The sequence below is a fragment of the Bacillus basilensis genome, assembly GCF_050630465.1.
In the GTDB taxonomy this organism is placed as follows: Bacteria; Bacillota; Bacilli; order Bacillales; family Bacillaceae_G; genus Bacillus_A; species Bacillus_A basilensis.
Window position 1 is genome coordinate 453,169 of the sequence record NZ_JBNTQO010000001.1, and the last position, 17,855, is coordinate 471,023.

Consider the following 17,855-nt stretch of genomic DNA (forward strand, 5'->3'; position numbering starts at 1 on the left):
TGCACTTTTCTTTCAAGTTGTAATTTTTATGCGTATTAAGGAGGAATTATTTGTATACATATGATAAGTTGATTTCTTGGGTAGAGAATATTAAAGAAAAAAATCATAGTTCTGCAACAGCACTTTGTATTATAAAAGATAACAAAATCGTACTAGAGCATTATAGTGGCTATCATTCAAATACATCGAGTAATAAAAAAGTAACCACATCTTCACAGTTCAACGTTGCTTCTGCGAGAAAAAGTTATTTAGGATTAATGATAGCGTATGCGCTTTACGAGGGGAAAATAAACTCTATTGATGATGAAGCGATAAAATATTTTAAAGACTTCGATCCTGTATTACTTGGTAAAACAACTATAAGACATTTAGTAACTCATTCGCACGGTTTAGGAGAAACGAATGACGGAAAAATTTTTCGTGAATTTGAACCTGGACAATCTTGGGCTTATAGAGATATTAATGTAAGAATGATGACCCATCTTATTTATCAGCTATATAGCAAAAGTTTTCCTGAGTTGTTAAAAGAGCGTGTGTTTAAACCTGCTAATTTCCAAGAAACAGGATGGAGAATACAGCAAGATGACAATTTAGTTGCAGTTGTTGATGATCCAAATAAAATCGCAATCAGCGAAATTGGTACAATAGATGACGGTACTGAAAAAAATCTGTTTGTCTCAGCTAGAGAATTTGCTTATTGGGGCAATCTTCATTTAAATCAAGGTGTGATAAACGGTAAACAAATTGTTCCAAAAGAAGTGATAGAAATTGCGACAAGTTTGCAGAGTCCTACATTTATAAATAATGAATTACCACAAAACGGGTTATTTTGGTTTGTTCAAAATGAACCTGCGCTTTTAAGTGAGCTTGGTGAACGAGTTCCAAAAGAATCTTATCAAATATTAGGAATTACAGGACCGACTATTTTAGTAATACCTGAATATAATGTAGTTGTTGCGAAAATGTACAATAAAAGATACAACTACGGCGGTGATAATTATTTATATTATTTACGTGAATTTAGCAATTTAGTCGCTGATACATTTCGTAACAGTAATAGGGCATAATTACTCCTATAATGAAAAGGAGTGAAAGAAAATGAAAGATAAAATAAATAAAAACAAAAAACAAGACATTAAAGATGTAAATACAGAACAAAATGCGATTTATAGCGATCCTAAAGACGCAGCTAATATGCAAACTGTACCTCAGCCGAAGGACTTTGATGAAATCGAATATTAATTCCTTATCCGACTATATAATGAATGAAAAATACATCTTAAGTCCCATCACATGTAAGAAATTATTTGGTAATATATATACATAAGCATTTGAAAATGTCTTATCTTAACAAAGCTTTCTTGAAATATATCTGTATATAACCTGCAAAAAGACACTTCATAATGGAGTGTCTTTTTGTGTATATGAACTTAATTACCATTTTCCGTACAGTATCTTGCAATTTATGATGGATATACTAACTGTGAAAATTCATGTCATGATAAAAGAAGGGGACAGTTAGTATGAAACAAAATTCTATAAATCCGTTACTAATTGTTCTAGGTACAATCATTGTTCAAATTGGCCTTGGAACAATTTATACATGGAGTTTATTTAATCAGCCCCTTGTCAGTAAGTTTGGATGGAACCTCAATTCGGTAGCGATAACTTTCTCCATAACAAGCTTTTCTTTATCATTTTCAACTTTATTTGCAGGAAAGTTACAGCAAAAATTAGGACTTCGTAAACTTATCGCTACTGCAGGGATTGTACTGGGACTCGGCCTAATACTTAGTTCGCAAGTTTCTTCCTTACCATTACTATATTTATTAGCTGGTGTCGTTGTTGGTTATGCAGATGGAACTGCTTATATTACATCACTATCTAATTTAATTAAATGGTTTCCAAATCGAAAAGGGCTTATTTCTGGTATATCTGTTTCTGCATATGGAATGGGCAGCTTAATCTTTAGATATATAAACGGAAGTCTTATCGATAGTCTTGGTGTATCGCAAGCGTTTTTATATTGGGGGATCATTGTTTTGCTTTTAGTATTAACCGGATCGTTCTTCTTACGTGAAGCAACAGTAAGTAACACTGTAACTGAGACTTTACACAATGATTATACGCCTCGTGAAATGATACGAACGAAACAAGTATATCTCTTGTTTTTTATGCTATTTACATCGTGTATGGGCGGTCTGTATTTAATCGGTATGGTAAAGGATATTGGGGTACAGCTTGTTGGGCTAAGCGCAGCAACTGCTGCTAACGCCGTCGCCATGATTGCAATTTTTAATACAGTAGGTAGAATCGTTCTTGGAACGTTATCAGATAAAATTGGTCGAATGAAAATTGTCTCTGCAACGTTTATTATTATTGGATTGTCAGTCTTTACATTAAGTTTCATTCCATTAAATTATGGAATTTATTTCGCTTGTGTAGCAAGTGTTGCCTTTTGCTTTGGTGGTAACATTACTATATTTCCAGCCATTGTCGGAGATTACTTCGGCTTGAAAAACCATAGTACAAATTATGGAATTGTTTATCAAGGTTTCGGATTTGGTGCACTTGCAGGTTCATTCATCGGAGCATTACTTGGTGGATTTCAACCGACCTTTATTATAATCGGTGTTTTAAGCGTTATTTCCTTCATTATTTCGATATTAATTCGACCGCCAAAAGCAGAGAAGGAAAAGGAACTTAAACATTTACATCGGAAAGTAGCTTAATTCTAAAAAAGAGCCCTCATATAGGGCTCTTTTTTAGTACGAAATATTTGATTTTCCCTTTTTCCTTATTGTGTAGGAAGAATGGTGTTACTTAATTGAAAGTGAAATGATTTGAGAAGCAGTAAAGTTATTTATTTCTTAATGAACTAAGTAGCAGTTTAGCAGAATATTCATATCGTTTCATAAAGGAACTAAAATATTGTTAAAAAACATTAAGAAAATTACATTTAACCGACTTTGTAATGAAACGTGCACGTCATTTATAGACCATTATTTACTTATAAATTTATCATGAAGGTAGTTGGCTTATATTGGTTACAACCATAATTTCTTCTGTTGTGGCATTCGCTACAACAAATATTGATGATATTTTTATACTCCTTGTTTTATTTTCACAAGTAAAGACAGGAGTATGCAAGGAAGAAGATAGAACTTTCCAGGGAAAAACTAAGATGAAAGAACTTTATATTGTTATTGGACAATTTTTGGGATTTAGTGTAATTATTTTTCTAAGTATTATTGGTTCCTTAAGCTCTTTTTTCATTCCTATATCGTGGATCGGATTATTAGGATTTGTGCCAATTTATATGGGTGTTAAAGGAATATTCTCGCTTCGTTCTAACAAAAGTAATGAAGTCATTGATAACGCTTCTGGTTCATTATTTAAAGTAGCTGCGATTACATTAGCTAATGGAGCTGACAATATCTCAATTTATATACCAATGTTCGCTAGTCAAACCTTGGAAGCAAATATCGTTACATTAATTATCTTTTTTTCCATGATAGCAATATGGTGTTTTATTAGCTACACATTGATAAGAGCGCCTATTTTAGCTAAAGCACTTGAGAAAAATAGTCATATTATAGTTCCAATTGTTCTAATTGGTTTAGGAATATTCATTCTTTTTCGCAGCGATACAATTGCATTATTTTATTAAAATGTTGAACTGACGGACGCTCTAATTAAAATGGATTGAACAACGTATAAAGCCTTATTACAGATGAAATGTAGTAGGGCTTTTCTTTATTTTAGTGAACTGAAACAGTGACCTACAACTTTTAAGTTAGACAGGACATTACGATTATTAAATTGAATAGATACCATAAAAGGAGCGTGATTATTAAAGTGAAAATAATAAAACAATGGATCCAAGAAGATAGTGATTATATAAGAGAAAAAGTAATTGAATATAATCAAAAACATATTTCGGATGAAGAGAAAAAGCCCTCAGAAAAAATTAGTTTTATAGTGAAAAATGAAAATGAAGAAATAGTAGGCGGAATAACTGCAATTACATTTTGGCACCACGTACATGTTGATTTCCTGTGGGTTTCTGAAGAATATAGACACGAAGGCTATGGAACCAAGTTAATAAAACGTATTGAAGAATTTGCAATTGAAAAAGAGTGCAGGTTAATCAATTTAGATACTTTTAGTTTTCAGGCACCTGATTTTTATAAAAAGTATGGATATAAAGTAATTGGGGTAAGTGAAGATAATCCTAAGGGACACAATCGATACTATTTAGAAAAAAGGTTATGAAGTATATAGAATCCAAAAATGAATCAATTAGAGCATAAAGAGCGTACGTTGAATAATCAATTTCAAAATACGCTCTTTTTTATTTTGTAATGAAGGACTATCGATTATTAACTTTGCTAAGAGCAGATAAATGAAATACTCAATTAACTTTTTTATATTTTAAAACGAATAAATGGTAGAATGTAACAAAGATAGAAAATTCCCATTATTAGAGGTGGAATTAGATGAAAAAAGTAAATGTTACATATGCACTTTTATACGATAATACGAACGAAAAGATCTTAATGGTAAAAAACAAAGGGAAAAATGGTTCTTATTATACATTACCAGGTGGCGCAGTTAAATTTGGAGAAACGTTAGAAGAGGCAGTAATTCGGGAAGTGAAAGAAGAAACCGGATTACATATAACTGTAAATGGTATTTGTTACATTAGCGAAGCCTTTTTTGAAGAGAGAGGACATCATGCAATTTTCTTTAATTTTTTAGGCGAAATAATCGGCGGAGAGACATATATATCAAGGCCAAAAGAAATCGAAGAAATTACTTGGATGGAATTACATAGAGCAGTACCTCATTTACGTATACCAAAACACTTATTAAATATATTACAAAGGAAAGAAACAGTACCTTACTTTTTTAACGGAACAATCATTCATCAATCTTCATAAAATTATCATTTCATGTAAGGCGGGGAAAAAATGGAGTTTATCGTTAATCACAAACATTTCACACAAGCACTTTCAGATGTAAGTAAAGCCATATCGACAAAAGTTTTAATTCCTATATTATCTGGCATAAAAATCTGGAATTACTTTAATCGCAAGTAACTCGAATATTTTCATCGAAAAATTTATACCTAGTTCCATAGATGACGAACAAATTACGACTATCTTAAAAGCAGGAACAATTGTTGTACCTGCAAAATACTTCATTGAAATAATAAAGAAAATGCCAAGTGATATAGTTATAAAAAGTAAGAATGAGCAAACAATTACCATACAGTCAGAAGAAATCACTTTAAACTTAAATGGCTTTTCAGCAAATGAGTTTCCAAACGTACCACTAATTGACGATCATGCAGAAATACAAATAGAAACAAAACAATTGCTTGATGCGTTTAAACAAACAGTCTTTGCAGTAGCAAAAAATGAATCTAGACCCGTTCTTACCGGAGTACATATCAAGTTAGACCATAATAAATTAATTTGCGCTGCAACTGATTCTCATAGACTAGCTGTATGTGAAACACTAATTTCTACTAATATGAAAGCAAATTGTATTGTACCAAGCGCAACCATTCATGAGCTTTTAAAATTAATGAACAGCAATTTAGAATTCGTTTCTATTTATCTTTCAGAAAGTCACATTGTTTTTACATACGGCACAACTACTTTATATTCAAGACTAATCGAAGGGAAATATCCTAATATTTCTACTCTCATTCCAAATGAATTTCAAACGGTTATTACCATAGATAGAAAAAATATATTACAAGGTGTAGACAGATCAAGTTTATTAGCAAGTGAATGGGAAAACAACAACGTTAACTTAGAAATCATAAACGAATCCACAATTAAGATTTCTTCTAACGCTTCTCAGGTTGGGAAAATATCCGAGAAGCAACAAATAGATGGGCTTCAAGGTGAAAAACAATTAAATATATCTTTCGATGGACGTTTTATGGTTGAAGCCTTGAAAGCAATAAAAGAAGAAACAATTACTTTAAGCTTTGGTGGCTCAATGAGACCTATATTGATTGAAGCAGGAGAGCAATCTGTAGCAGTGCACCTTATTTCACCAGTAAGAACTTATTAAAAAAGGAAGGAATCACATAATGTACAAGCATACTTTATGTTTTATAAAAAGAAATGAAGAGATACTTATGTTAAATAGAGAATATGACCCTGTAAAAGGATTATGGAACGGGGTAGGGGGGAAAATAGAACCACGAGAATCACCGTTAGAAAATGCGATTCGCGAAATAAAAGAAGAGACAAGTATAGATGTTAAACAAAAGCAAATTCAATATAAGGGAATTATCAAGTGGGAGGACTCTTCGTACTCTGGCGGCATGTATATTTATGTAGTAGAACTTCCATATGACTTTACATTTGAAACACCTAAAAAAGTATCCGAAGGGATTTTAGATTGGAAAAGTGTATCTTGGATATTAAGCGACTATAATTACGGTGTAGGAGAGATGTTACCTAAATTATTACCTGAAGTACTTCATAACGATTTGATATTAGAGTACAATTTTGTTTTATCCAATCATAAATTAATAGATTATAGGAATGAAGAATTAATTAAGCAGGATACTTCAATAAACTTCATTCATAATGCGGATCAATTATAGTCTGCAATGATTAGCAAAATAATTACAAACTAAATATAAAAGCCATAGTGTGTGATAAGTAACTAAGGATAAATTTTATATGAGGATGAGTGTGATGAAGAAACTAATTATTTTACTCATAGGTGTAGTTCTAATTACTTTTGCTTTTTATCAATACAATAATAAAGATGGTTTAACTAAAGATGATAAGTTGTATGTAGAAGACTTTAAAGGGAAAAATGATTCAAACAAAATTCAATCTGCTATTAATAAAGCAGAGTCTAGTAAAGTTAAAACAGTATTGCTTGATGATAAGAAATATAAAATCACGTCACCAATCATAGTGAAAAAGGGTGTGAAATTATTATTCGGTTATGGAACACAATTTGTCGTTGAGGGAAACTTTAGGGTTCTTGAACTAGAAAAAAATGCTTCTATAGAAGGAGCGTATATAGCTATCGATGATCCCAAGTTCAATTCAGAAGTAATCTATTTGGACGGCAAAAATAAGTACTATAACACTTGGAACAAAACACAAATAAAAGATATAAATATTATCAATTGGGCAGAAACAAACAAAGGGACAGGAATTTCATTATACTCCAGTGGAAAAGAAAACGAGATTTCATTTGTTAACTTTGAAAACATTAAAGTTGTAGGAATGGAAACTGGACTGAAATTAGTAGCAAAAAAACCGAGAGATGGAAATGCATGGATAAACGCTAATCGTTTTATAAATTTTTCTTTGGAGGACTGTGTAAATATGATTCATATGGATAGTCAAGTAACCACGCCAAATGAAACTAGTGGAAATCAATTCATAAACCTTCAAATACAGCCTTCAAATAAAACGAAAAGTATTATAAGAGTAAGTGGACAGCATAATGAGTTTCATGGAATGGTGTGGGATTTGAATAAAATAAAACATGAAAACGAACTTATTGAACTAACCAATAAGAGCATGAATACAGTGATTAATATTACCTCTGTACCGATAAATAGAGTTTTAGATAGTGGGAAAGCAAATATAGTGAAATAAGTTTAAATACAGTAAAAGAGCGAATTCCTTAAAAGAAGGTTCGCTCTTTTTTATTTATAATTAAATTTCTCTCCACCAGTTTGATGACGGATAATCTGTAGATTTTAATGTAATAGTTTCACCAATTTGTGGCGTTGTAATATGAACTCCTAAACGATTTGCTTCTTTCGTAACTCGTTCAACTGGATCGCTCCATTCATGTAATGCTAATGTAAAAGCACCCCAATGAATCGGAAGAAGTAGTTCGCCTTTAACGTCTATATGAGCTTGTACCGTCTCTTCTGGTAACATATGAATAGCAGACCACCTCGGATCATATTGCCCGCATTCCATTAACGTAAGGTCGAATGGACCATATTTATTACCAATTTCCTTAAAGTGAGGGGCATAACCGCTATCACCACTAAAGAAAATTTTAGTCTCTTGACCAAGAATAAGCCATGAACACCATAATGAACAATCTCTATCTGTCATACCTCTTCCAGAGAAATGTCTTGCAGGAGCACATACTAACTTAATATTATCAAACGTAATTTCGTCCCACCAATTATGCTCACTAATTTTACTAGGTGAAACACCCCATTTCATTAAATATTGCGCAACTCCAGTTGGAACATAGAAGTGCTTTGCACGATCTTTTAACTGTATAATACTTTTGTAATTCAGATGGTCATAGTGATTATGAGAGATGATAATCGCATCAATTTCTTGAAGGTCTTCACGTTCTAAAGAAAACACACCACTATAACGTTTGCTATTAAACACAGGAAACGGGGAAGAGGCATCTCCAAACATAGGGTCTAATAACAATTTTTTACCTTTTATTTTCAAAAGAGAAGCAGAGTGTCCAAACCACGTCACACTATCTAAAGACTCATTATTTTTATTTGATAAAACGATAGGTAAATTCTTTATAGGACGCAGTTTTGATTTCGCTTTAAAGTAATCAGTCATTAAACCAATAATATCTTTCGGTTTAAAACTTACATCAGTATGAATTTGATTTATATATTTCTTTTTCATTCGTTCTCCTTTTTACGTTTAACAATATACGTATGTTGTTATTGTAGCTATTTGTAGTTTAAACGAAATCATTTTACCTTTCACCGTAATTGCAGTACATTTCATAAATTTGTCAAATTCATTATTCTTATATACAAAATAAAAACCATGCAGCAGACAAAACGAATACGAAGTAAATGTAAATTGTTTTAATTTTGTAAATTTCTTCTTATAAGTAATATAGAACATATGTTTCGTTATATGTTATAGAAGAAAATATGTCTCTAATTATTAAAAGGAAGGAGAGGACGTAAGTGCAAATAGAGAGAAAAAAGAAATCAAAATGTAAACTGTCAAAATCTGAAATCATTCATTTGTATGCAGAAGGAAAGAGTACCTCAGAAATCGCTATGCTTGCTAATATGTCTGCAAGGTATATTCGTATGGTTCTATCAGACAGCAACGTTCCAAGGCGCGCTATAGGGAGTTGGAAGAGAAAGTATGACATAACAGAAAATTATTTTAAAACGTGGTCAAATAACAAGGCTTATATATTAGGGTTTATAGCAGCAGATGGTGTCATACAAAAAGAAAATCAATGCGTCAGTATATCACAAAAAGAAAGTTACATTTTAGAAGCGATAAAAAAAGAATTAAACACCAACCAGCCACTTTATCAAAACAAAAAAACAGACGTATATATGCTAAACATTAATAGCAAAACAATAAAAGATGACCTTATGAACATACACGGAATTATGCCATGTAAATCATTTAACATCGAATTTCCATTCGTGCCAGAAGAATATTTACATCATTTTGTTCGTGGGTATTTTGATGGGGATGGTTATGTCAAGTATGAAACTTATACAGTAAGCTTTGTAGGAGGATCATATAGCTTTATGAATTCTTTAAATCAGGTACTACAAAATCACAATTTACCAACCGATTTACTAAATCAAAATAAACATTATCGCGTCATTTTTACCGGAAGAAAATCAATACAACTATTTTCAAATTGGATTTATAAAGACACAGATATTTATTTGCATAGAAAATATGAAGAATTTCAGAAAGAAAGACTAAGTCTAGATCAATTAAAAGATCGAAAACTAAAAAGAACTCAAGCCGCTGTTAAGCAGAGAAAACAAAATTTCCTTAAGGAATATATGAAAAATAAATGTATCGCTAAAACTTGTTCCAATTTAGAAATAAAGGAACCAACTTTTAAAAGTTGGTTAAAAAATGATAATCAATTTAAAAAAGACTATGAAAGAATTCATTCATTATAAAAATGCAAGAAACCTTAGTATATCTATGCTAAGGTTTTTAATTTGATCTTATTAAAGGATACTTATTTTCATTTATAGAACTTAGTAAATACATAGATTTTACAATGAATTTACTAGTAAGGGAGGGAATATGAAATTCTCACTAATAATAGTCTGGAGAATATATTACATACAGGTTATGAAGCTAAAATGATTTCGTCTGGAGATAATTCGCCATCTATAAAAATAAAAGGGACGAAACTTCAATATTTACTTGTAATGCTTCATCTTGGTTTTGGGTCAAATGCTATAAAAATAATGCTAAGTTGGACAAATGAAGAATTTGAAATACACATCAATTCATTAAAATTAGAAGGGGGCTACTATTCAACATGTAAGGTTATAGCAGCTTAGAAGGAAAAAAGATGCTATAACCTTTGTGAACCTCTAATTAAACCAACACTTAAGATCCTTGAAAAGCATTCAAATCAAATTGGATCTATTTAAAAAAGAAACGACACGTTTAATCATTTATCTAAAGAATCGTATAGTCTTTTACTGTATAGTGATGTGTTATTAGATTTCGGACAAATAAATTACATTGAAGAAAACTATTTAAAAAAGAAACGACCTTTAAGAAATAAGAAAAGATATTATTATGCTATTCAAGAACAAGAACTAACAGATATAGAGGCTTTCGGAAGGTTTCGTAGCAGCAGATAGACAAAAAGACGTACATTTATTTAAACGTAGTTTACGAAAAATTAGGGTTATATCAAAATTCACAACCTGTTATCCCTGTATTTAAATCAACAGACTTATTTATACTTAACGAAATTGCAAACACAATCAGTGAAGATTTAGTCTTATTGTTTAAAGAAAACGATAAACCTTTAAAACAATACTTTGCCAGCAGCAGATACTCAAAATAAATTACTTATGAAGAGTTTTTTATCTGGTGGTATCACTTTTTCTATACAAAAGTAACTGAAGAATTAATAAAACAAGGTGTAATTATAACAAGCACACAAAAAAATCAAACGTACATAATCCATTAATAACTTTAAATTAAAGTGCTAATATACTTTTACAAATGTAGCAGCTGAATGGATAAATAATTATTAGTAAATAAGTGATAATCTGAAATTAAAAACTAATATAAAGAAAATAAGATATTTAAAGAGGAGAAGAGCCATGCAAAAGAAATTTATCAATCCAGAAACGATGCCATCAACTTTTGGATACTCACATGTAGTCGAAGTTACTAACGCTAAACGAACAATTTACATATCTGGACAAGTAGCGATTAACACTGATGGTCAAATAGTCGGCATTGGTGATTTAGCTACACAAACACGACAAGTTTTCGAAAATATTAAAAGTGCATTAGAAACTTCGGAATTAAGATTTAATGATGTAGTAAAATTAACATTTTTCTTAACAAATATTTCTCAAATGGCCATTGTTAGAGATATTCGAGATCAATACATTAACACTAACAATCCATCAGCAAGTTCAGCTGTAGAAGTTAGAAAGCTTATTAACGATAACTTATTAATTGAAATTGAAGCAATTGCTGTAGCAAACTAGTTATAAAAACGTATTCGCAATCATATCAATACAATTCGTTTAAAATGGACACATTAAACGAATTGTATTTTTTATTATTTAAAATCTAATTTATATCCGAAAATATTATTATCAATAGCTAATGAAACAAATAACTACTTATCCAGTCACGCATTACTAATTCAGTAAAAAAGGGGAGTGTAACAACCTATACTAATGTTTAATAAGTTTATTATTTTTTACAGTTAACATAATATATATTATAGGCAGTTACAGAAACAAAGCAACATCAGGTATCAAAAACCAAGTAAACTATACTTAATGAGACGAAACGGAGATTTTCAGTGAGATTCACATAAAATCTTATTTAAACGCATTTATACAGTTTTTTATCGTAGTTATTAATCCATCACAGCAAATCTTAATCAATAATCGATTAAGATTTAACGAATCAAAATCATTTTTGGTCGGCAAGAAATTTTTACGCGAAAAAATTATTTCTATACAAAATATAAATTACTAATTTTATTTTATGTTTAACTTAATGAATTTATTGCTATTTACACACGTTTTATAACTTTATATTATTTGTTGCTATTCCTGTTATTTACGCTTGACTTTTATTATTCCTATTGTTCTACACTCTAGTTAACATAATGTTCATTTTTAACATAAAAAATCTCCCTCACCTTCAGGAAGATTTTTAACTTGCCAGTATTTTCATTTATATATTTTTAGTAGCAATCCCAATTGTAAATAACATTGGAAAAATCTAGATTTAACAAATCGTCTTTTTTTATAAAGAAATTTGCAACACCAGAATCTCCCCACATAATATTTAATGAATCATCTGTATCAATTTGCAGTAATAATATATCATGTTGTTGGTATTTTTCTTCCCATTCCCTTGGATCTGTCTGTGTGAAAAATGGATAACCACCAATTTTATGTCCGAAATCTTTACATAAATCATCATACAGTTCGCCTAATTCTGTATGATTTTCTTCATCAACAATTTCTTCCCAATTAATATCCTCACTAAATATCTTTTCAAATCGATAATCCCTTGATGTTACGGGTTGATAACCTAATTCGAATTGTAATTTCGCTGCTTCAGGTATGATAAAGTCTTCTAATTTTAAAGTGTTTAAATAACTAAAATCAGTAATTACCTTATTTAAATCTTCTATAATTGTAGAATGATAAATAATTCGAAAGTCTTTTTGGATTGTTGGATGATCAAAATCTGCTCCATAAAGCTCATCACTAGCACTTACGAAAAACTGTAACATTCCCTTTTGAGGCATATATTCAACATGCGGAATTTCTTCAAAGTTTAACTGCGCAAGTAACATCATAGGTTGTCCATTTGAATCTTTAGGATGCTCTTGATCTATAGGTAAATACGGATAACCACCAAACTTGCTCTCAAAAAGAGTTGTCTCTGCTTTCGTTCCAGCCACTTTAATATACGGTTTCACACTTTCTTCTAAAATATTACGATACTGTTCTAGTTCTTTCGGAATTTGAAGTTGATACGTATTCTTCATCGCATTTGCCTCCCTTTAAAAATGAATTGAAAATGCCTTACTTAATTATATAGCAAGAGATAGCTTCATTAAAAATTGTTAAAAGTCCGTTTTCACCCTCGTTTTTTGCGCACTTGGTGGACAAAGTAAATTGTGTTCTAATACCTTTTTATTTATAGTTCGAATTAAATCCGCTGCTTCTGCAGTATTTGTATTTTCTTTTAGTTTTTCTTTTAAGTCATCAATTTCCTTTGAAAGCTCAATCCACCTAGGTAAAACATGATTATTTTTCAAAGTTCTATACAGTTGCTTTTCAGGATTGTACGAAAGGTCTTTATCAAGATTAAGAGGTTTCCCTTTACCAGGTAAATTATCAAAAGACCCTTTCTTTTCTGCTTCTTTAACGATAGAACTAATATGATCCTCATACGTATAGGACCAAACTTTCTCATCTTTTACTAAAATCTCTTGCTTTTTTAGTTTTTTATCTAGTTCTTCTTGATTCATAGATTCTCTCTCCTTTTTATTTTTTAGTGTCGTTTTTGTAAGTTCTAATGCCCTTAATCCATCGAATAGCTTTTCTCGCCACCACACGCTATCATGTCCACCTTGAAACTCTTCATAAGTGAATTTGGTATTTCTTTTGTTTTAAAGCTCTATACAGGCGGCTATTAGCCGTTAAAAGAGGTTTGTTTTCAAGTTCTCCTACTGCTATGTAAGAGTTAAGATGAGTCGCATTAGAATCTATTGATGAAATTTGATTTTCAATCCAAGAAATTGTATTTTCATAATCATTCTTTTTCCAATGTACGGATCCAGACATTGACAACACATTCCCGAAAATATGTGGATTTTGAAGTGCTGCATAAAAAGCTGCTAAGCCACCAAGGCTGAAACCAGCAATTGTTGTATGTTTTGCTTCTTTATACACACGATATCTAGTTTCAATCCACGGAAGTAATTCACCTGTTAAAGATGTATTCATTTTATCGTTATAAGTTAGCTCTTCTAATCGATCAACAGGATCTATAGCAACAGCAATACACGATGGGATTTCTTTTTCGTAAATTAAATAATTAAGTGTTTTTGCGATTGAAAGGTTATGAATGAATGAATGAATTCCCATCAAATACAATGAGAAGTTCTTGAAGATGTGAAGTGTGAGAATAATCATGAGGCGTATAAATATGAATTTTGCGTGTGTTATTTAAAATCGAACTATAAAAAGAGTATGTTTCAATCTTTCCGGATGGATAATGATTTGAAGGAAAACGACTGCTATACTGCACTTCCATACCTATTTTTAACACAGACCCTTTATTGGTACCTTCTCCAAATACATTTTCATTAAATTGGTCTAGTCGGTACTGTTCACTACGCTTTATCCAATCATTTTCGAAAAAATCGTTTACTGAAAAGTAATAAGTTGAAATAAACCTCTTATTCGTCCTAAACGTAACATGCTAAATATCTGTCTGTAACAATCGTTGCAATTGATTTACAGACAGATCTCAACCAGGAAAACTACCGAATACATAAACGTTTTCAGTTTTTCGGTCCCCTAACCATATATACGTTATAAGCTTATACTGATCATCTACAGGACATTGTTCTATTAGTGGTGTATGATTTGACTTTATTTCATGCAGAAAGGTATAAAAAGCTTTCTCGTTTCCATTTTCTAATTGATTATTAAGTTCCTCTAACTTAGGACTAATTATTGAAGTCACCCCTCTTCCTCCTTTGTAGTATTCTTTATGTATTTTTTTCTTCGCATTAGAATTCCTATATAAAAGTAGTCGTAAGTTATGTGTTTAAAGGAGTTATGTATTAGAAAAATGATCAATTGCTTGAATAGAAAATTCCAATGATTTTATTCTTCTTTCTAAAAGTGTTCTTTGAGGACTCTCGAGCTTTGACTTAACATAAATCTTTTCAATTGATGGAAGCAAACCAATAAGAATATTTCGAGCGTCTGCTAAATCCTCTTGCGTGTAATGATGGGTTTCTTGATTCCAAATGCTTTCTAACATAGCTAAGCCGATACTAGCTGCTTTGAGTCTTTTTTTCACTAAAGTAGTGTTTGAGCCTTTTTGAGTCATCTGTGATAAGGCATTTTCAAGTTTACGGATTGTTGACTGTAAAGACTTTATTGATTCTACTTTATCTACATTTGATACGTTTTCCATATTAAACCTGTCCCTTCTTCATTTCTAAATTAGTTTTCTTGATATTTGATAATACCATTAAGAAACGAATTTTACTCGAAATATTTGAGTTGGACATGAATTTAAAGGGAAACAACTAACAAACTTCTCTCTCCTCCCTTGCGCCATTCTATATGTACTTCTTTTTTCTCGTTAAAATACCTACATGGATAAGTTGTAAATATTGTATATTTTATGAACAAAAAACGTACAAGCAGCATCACTTGTACGTTTTAATTTTTATTCAGTAAGATAATAAAGTAATAGCTTACGGGTCTTTTCATAATTCATGAAATCTCTATATAAAATGGGATACTTCATAATCTTTGTTTCTAGAAAACAATATTGTGGAAACCATTCAAAAAACGATTTCCTTAGCCATTTTATTTGATTAAACACAATCTCCTGTTCATTGTTATTAAGTACGTAACTTAAAGTACCTGCTGTATGCATCCAATAATAATTTAAATCAGCGCTTATACAATTATCTTCAGTAAACATATTATTAAAATCTTTTCGTATTTTTCGAATGTCACAATTCGGAAACGGTTTATACAGTGGACTATGCATTTTCTGCAATTCCTTAAAAATAATTTGTTTTCCTAACTTCAACTTTCCACCCCTTTATTTCTCTATCCAATTTAATACGTTTTCATAATGATATTGAGCATCTGTATAGCCAAGATTATATAAATTAACGAGCTTTTCTTTACTTCTTTCTATCCCGCTTATTGGAAGTTGTACGCTAGGCTGAATGATATAAAAGTTATCTTTTTGTCCTATTTGATTCATATAAGATATCGTCTCATTATAAAAACGATAATGTTCTACTAAAGATTGTGCGATATTCGGATATTTCCTATATAAAATTTTAGCTAGGCCTGAAAATTTATTTCGCTGCTTCTCATATCCTTCTGGCTTTGTCATAATTACAACGTTTTTTTGATAACCATCAGTTTGAGCTTTTAAAACCGGAATAGGATCTATAATTCCTCCATCTAGCAATTTTCGATTATCATATTCTACAGCAGGTGCTATAAACGGTACAGAACTTGAGGCACGAATGATTTTTAAAATATCATTTCCGTGTTCTGTTTTATTATAATAAATAGCCTGTCCTGATTCGCAATCAGTCGTCCCTATGACAAACTGTTCATTTGAGTTTAAGAAAGTTTGAAAATCAAATGGTACAATTTTATTAGGTACTTCATCAAATAAAAAATCCATTCCGAATAATTCACGTTTTCGAATCAAATTTCGATAAGATATATAACGGTGATCTGCTACTAGCTCTGTATTTACTTTTTTATTTCTTCCTTTTTGACGTGATAAATAAGTTGCTCCCATACAGGCTCCAGCCGATACGCCGACTACATAAGGAAAGAATAAGTTCTTTTCCATAAAATATTCGAGTACGCCTGCAGTATACAAACCTTTCATTCCTCCGCCCTCTAATACTAAACCAATATTTTTCATGCTATATCCCTCTGCTTCTTTTTTCTTACTTACATATTAGCATAAGATATTAAGATGAGGTTATATAAATGAATTGCAACAATAACCAGAAACTACTAAAGTAATATCATAATGTCTTAGTAAATAGCATGGTACAATATAAGTAACACAATCCACAAATAATGGAGGAGGAATTTCCTATGGGTTTATTTAGCGGCATTTTAGGAAATGCATCAAATGCGAGTACAGAAAGTGTTGAACGTGATTTAGAGAAGATTATGTTAGATGATGAAAAAGTTGAACATGCTTATAAATTAATTCGTGATTTAATCGTATTTACAAATCGTCGTCTTATTTTAGTAGATAAACAAGGAATATCAGGTAAAAAAACAGAGTATCATTCTATTCCTTATAAAAGCATTACACAATTTAGCATTGAAACAGCTGGACATTTTGATTTAGATGCTGAACTTAAAATTTGGGTATCTAGTTTGAGTACGCCAATTACAAAGGAATTTAAAGGTGACGATAGTGTTTTAAGCATTCAAAAAGCATTGGTAACATATACGACGAAATAGTTGGTTTGTGCATGTTTATTCGTTTTTAAAATTACTAACCCGAGTATTTTGGAAGAATATACATAAATTTTGTATATTTAATCGAAAGTAACATAAAAAGGTAAAGCGTATTTCAAATGCTTTACCTTTCTTTTTTGTAAAAAATAAGTGTAGTTTTATCATTTAATTTCTTTATTACTTCTGTTCTTTTATACTCCATTTTTTCGTATATAAAACAATTTCTTTCTTCTTCTAAAATCGTAGCAAGTTCAAAACTACGTGCTTCTGGAAACATCTCTTCAATTAAAATAAGTACCTTCTGAGCAATTCCTTTTCCTTGATAGATTGGATGAATAAACATTGGACTAATCCAAAATTTATAAGGTAGTTCTTTTGGGGATATACATATCGCTCCAATAAGTTTCGAATCTATTATCATCTTATAAAAATTACTGTTGGAATTATTTATTCTAAAAATAGTTTTTTCAATAGATTCATTTGCTGGGTTTGTTTCATAGTCTTTATATTTATTTAATAGAGGGCTAAATAAGTCTATTTGCATTTGAAATAAAACTGCTGCATCACTTTCTGTCGCCTTCTCTAATGTAATCTCCAT

The 17,855-nt window shown here is 30.8% G+C and carries 16 protein-coding genes and 4 pseudogenes; 13 read left to right on the forward strand and 7 right to left on the reverse strand.

Going from position 1 to position 17,855, the window contains the following annotated elements; translation table 11 throughout:
* Positions 1 to 50: 50 nt before the first annotated feature.
* From ACQVV1_RS02375 to ACQVV1_RS02415, 9 genes and pseudogenes are all read left to right on the forward strand, one after another.
* The gene (locus tag ACQVV1_RS02375; RefSeq protein WP_431168556.1) at positions 51 to 1,067 is read left to right on the forward strand and encodes a serine hydrolase domain-containing protein; all 1,017 of its coding nucleotides are present in this window, start codon (positions 51 to 53) and stop codon (positions 1,065 to 1,067) included.
* Positions 1,068 to 1,098: 31 nt separating this feature from the next.
* Positions 1,099 to 1,242 (forward strand): hypothetical protein, encoded by a 144-nt coding sequence (locus tag ACQVV1_RS02380; RefSeq protein ID WP_242253481.1) that lies wholly within the window; start codon positions 1,099 to 1,101, stop codon positions 1,240 to 1,242.
* Positions 1,243 to 1,523: 281 nt separating this feature from the next.
* Positions 1,524 to 2,732 carry an L-lactate MFS transporter gene (locus tag ACQVV1_RS02385; RefSeq protein ID WP_063223474.1) on the forward strand — a complete coding sequence of 403 codons (1,209 nt, stop codon included), beginning with the start codon at positions 1,524 to 1,526 and terminating at the stop codon, positions 2,730 to 2,732.
* A 311-nt stretch (positions 2,733 to 3,043) separates the two neighbouring features.
* Positions 3,044 to 3,670, forward strand: coding sequence for a cadmium resistance transporter (locus tag ACQVV1_RS02390; protein ID WP_431168557.1), 627 nt, complete (start codon positions 3,044 to 3,046; stop codon positions 3,668 to 3,670).
* Between the two features lie 188 nt (positions 3,671 to 3,858).
* Positions 3,859 to 4,275: a GNAT family N-acetyltransferase gene (locus tag ACQVV1_RS02395; RefSeq protein WP_309260207.1), complete on the forward strand. Its 417-nt coding sequence runs from the start codon at positions 3,859 to 3,861 to the stop codon at positions 4,273 to 4,275.
* A gap of 224 nt (positions 4,276 to 4,499) precedes the next feature.
* Positions 4,500 to 4,943 carry an NUDIX hydrolase gene (locus tag ACQVV1_RS02400; RefSeq protein WP_431168558.1) on the forward strand — a complete coding sequence of 148 codons (444 nt, stop codon included), beginning with the start codon at positions 4,500 to 4,502 and terminating at the stop codon, positions 4,941 to 4,943.
* Positions 4,944 to 4,973: 30 nt separating this feature from the next.
* Positions 4,974 to 6,090 (forward strand): annotated as a pseudogene (dnaN, locus tag ACQVV1_RS02405) (DNA polymerase III subunit beta).
* 19 nt (positions 6,091 to 6,109) lie between these two features.
* On the forward strand, positions 6,110 to 6,631 hold the full coding sequence (locus tag ACQVV1_RS02410; protein WP_431168559.1) for an NUDIX hydrolase: 522 nt from the start codon (positions 6,110 to 6,112) through the stop codon (positions 6,629 to 6,631).
* 79 nt (positions 6,632 to 6,710) lie between these two features.
* Complete coding sequence (locus tag ACQVV1_RS02415) at positions 6,711 to 7,649, forward strand: hypothetical protein (RefSeq protein ID WP_309260209.1); 939 nt, start codon at positions 6,711 to 6,713, stop codon at positions 7,647 to 7,649.
* Between the two features lie 60 nt (positions 7,650 to 7,709).
* On the opposite strand, the gene ACQVV1_RS02420 is transcribed toward ACQVV1_RS02415, so the two are convergent.
* Positions 7,710 to 8,672 (reverse strand): MBL fold metallo-hydrolase, encoded by a 963-nt coding sequence (locus ACQVV1_RS02420; protein ID WP_242253496.1) that lies wholly within the window; start codon positions 8,670 to 8,672, stop codon positions 7,710 to 7,712.
* Positions 8,673 to 8,965: 293 nt separating this feature from the next.
* On the opposite strand from ACQVV1_RS02420, the gene ACQVV1_RS02425 reads away from it, so the two are divergent.
* The 3 genes and pseudogenes from ACQVV1_RS02425 (at position 8,966) to ACQVV1_RS02435 (ending at position 11,512) form a co-directional block, all read left to right on the forward strand.
* Positions 8,966 to 9,943 (forward strand): LAGLIDADG family homing endonuclease, encoded by a 978-nt coding sequence (locus tag ACQVV1_RS02425; protein ID WP_431168560.1) that lies wholly within the window; start codon positions 8,966 to 8,968, stop codon positions 9,941 to 9,943.
* 135 nt (positions 9,944 to 10,078) lie between these two features.
* A pseudogene (locus tag ACQVV1_RS02430) lies at positions 10,079 to 10,980 on the forward strand (hypothetical protein).
* Between the two features lie 136 nt (positions 10,981 to 11,116).
* On the forward strand, positions 11,117 to 11,512 hold the full coding sequence (locus ACQVV1_RS02435) for a RidA family protein (protein ID WP_431168561.1): 396 nt from the start codon (positions 11,117 to 11,119) through the stop codon (positions 11,510 to 11,512).
* Between the two features lie 713 nt (positions 11,513 to 12,225).
* Here ACQVV1_RS02435 and ACQVV1_RS02440 read toward each other — a convergent pair.
* From ACQVV1_RS02440 to ACQVV1_RS02460, 5 genes and pseudogenes are all read right to left on the reverse strand, one after another.
* Positions 12,226 to 13,041: a YwqG family protein gene (locus tag ACQVV1_RS02440; protein ID WP_431168563.1), complete on the reverse strand. Its 816-nt coding sequence runs from the start codon at positions 13,039 to 13,041 to the stop codon at positions 12,226 to 12,228.
* Positions 13,042 to 13,119: 78 nt separating this feature from the next.
* A pseudogene (locus tag ACQVV1_RS02445) lies at positions 13,120 to 14,750 on the reverse strand (DnaJ family domain-containing protein).
* Between the two features lie 93 nt (positions 14,751 to 14,843).
* A complete protein-coding gene (locus ACQVV1_RS02450; RefSeq protein WP_242253504.1) occupies positions 14,844 to 15,209 on the reverse strand; it encodes a hypothetical protein in 366 nt (121 codons plus the stop codon).
* 258 nt (positions 15,210 to 15,467) lie between these two features.
* Positions 15,468 to 15,839, reverse strand: coding sequence for a YxiJ-like family protein (locus ACQVV1_RS02455; RefSeq protein ID WP_242253506.1), 372 nt, complete (start codon positions 15,837 to 15,839; stop codon positions 15,468 to 15,470).
* A 12-nt stretch (positions 15,840 to 15,851) separates the two neighbouring features.
* Positions 15,852 to 16,703, reverse strand: coding sequence for a patatin-like phospholipase family protein (locus ACQVV1_RS02460; protein WP_242253509.1), 852 nt, complete (start codon positions 16,701 to 16,703; stop codon positions 15,852 to 15,854).
* A gap of 179 nt (positions 16,704 to 16,882) precedes the next feature.
* Between ACQVV1_RS02460 and ACQVV1_RS02465 the strand changes: the two genes are divergently transcribed.
* Complete coding sequence (locus tag ACQVV1_RS02465; protein ID WP_000522465.1) at positions 16,883 to 17,260, forward strand: PH domain-containing protein; 378 nt, start codon at positions 16,883 to 16,885, stop codon at positions 17,258 to 17,260.
* A gap of 121 nt (positions 17,261 to 17,381) precedes the next feature.
* On the opposite strand, the pseudogene ACQVV1_RS02470 reads toward ACQVV1_RS02465, so the two are convergent.
* Positions 17,382 to 17,855, reverse strand: a pseudogene (locus ACQVV1_RS02470) (GNAT family N-acetyltransferase); the annotation flags it as partial.

Coding starts and splice junctions, on each gene's coding strand:
- ACQVV1_RS02380 (WP_242253481.1), top strand. CDS start 1,099: ATGAAAGATAAAATAAATAAAAACAAAAAACAAGACATTAAAGATGTA.
- ACQVV1_RS02385 (WP_063223474.1), top strand. CDS start 1,524: ATGAAACAAAATTCTATAAATCCGTTACTAATTGTTCTAGGTACAATC.
- ACQVV1_RS02400 (WP_431168558.1), top strand. CDS start 4,500: ATGAAAAAAGTAAATGTTACATATGCACTTTTATACGATAATACGAAC.
- ACQVV1_RS02410 (WP_431168559.1), top strand. CDS start 6,110: ATGTACAAGCATACTTTATGTTTTATAAAAAGAAATGAAGAGATACTT.
- ACQVV1_RS02415 (WP_309260209.1), top strand. CDS start 6,711: ATGAGGATGAGTGTGATGAAGAAACTAATTATTTTACTCATAGGTGTA.
- ACQVV1_RS02420 (WP_242253496.1), bottom strand. CDS start 8,672: ATGAAAAAGAAATATATAAATCAAATTCATACTGATGTAAGTTTTAAA.
- ACQVV1_RS02435 (WP_431168561.1), top strand. CDS start 11,117: ATGCAAAAGAAATTTATCAATCCAGAAACGATGCCATCAACTTTTGGA.
- ACQVV1_RS02440 (WP_431168563.1), bottom strand. CDS start 13,041: ATGAAGAATACGTATCAACTTCAAATTCCGAAAGAACTAGAACAGTAT.
- ACQVV1_RS02450 (WP_242253504.1), bottom strand. CDS start 15,209: ATGGAAAACGTATCAAATGTAGATAAAGTAGAATCAATAAAGTCTTTA.
- ACQVV1_RS02460 (WP_242253509.1), bottom strand. CDS start 16,703: ATGAAAAATATTGGTTTAGTATTAGAGGGCGGAGGAATGAAAGGTTTG.
- ACQVV1_RS02465 (WP_000522465.1), top strand. CDS start 16,883: ATGGGTTTATTTAGCGGCATTTTAGGAAATGCATCAAATGCGAGTACA.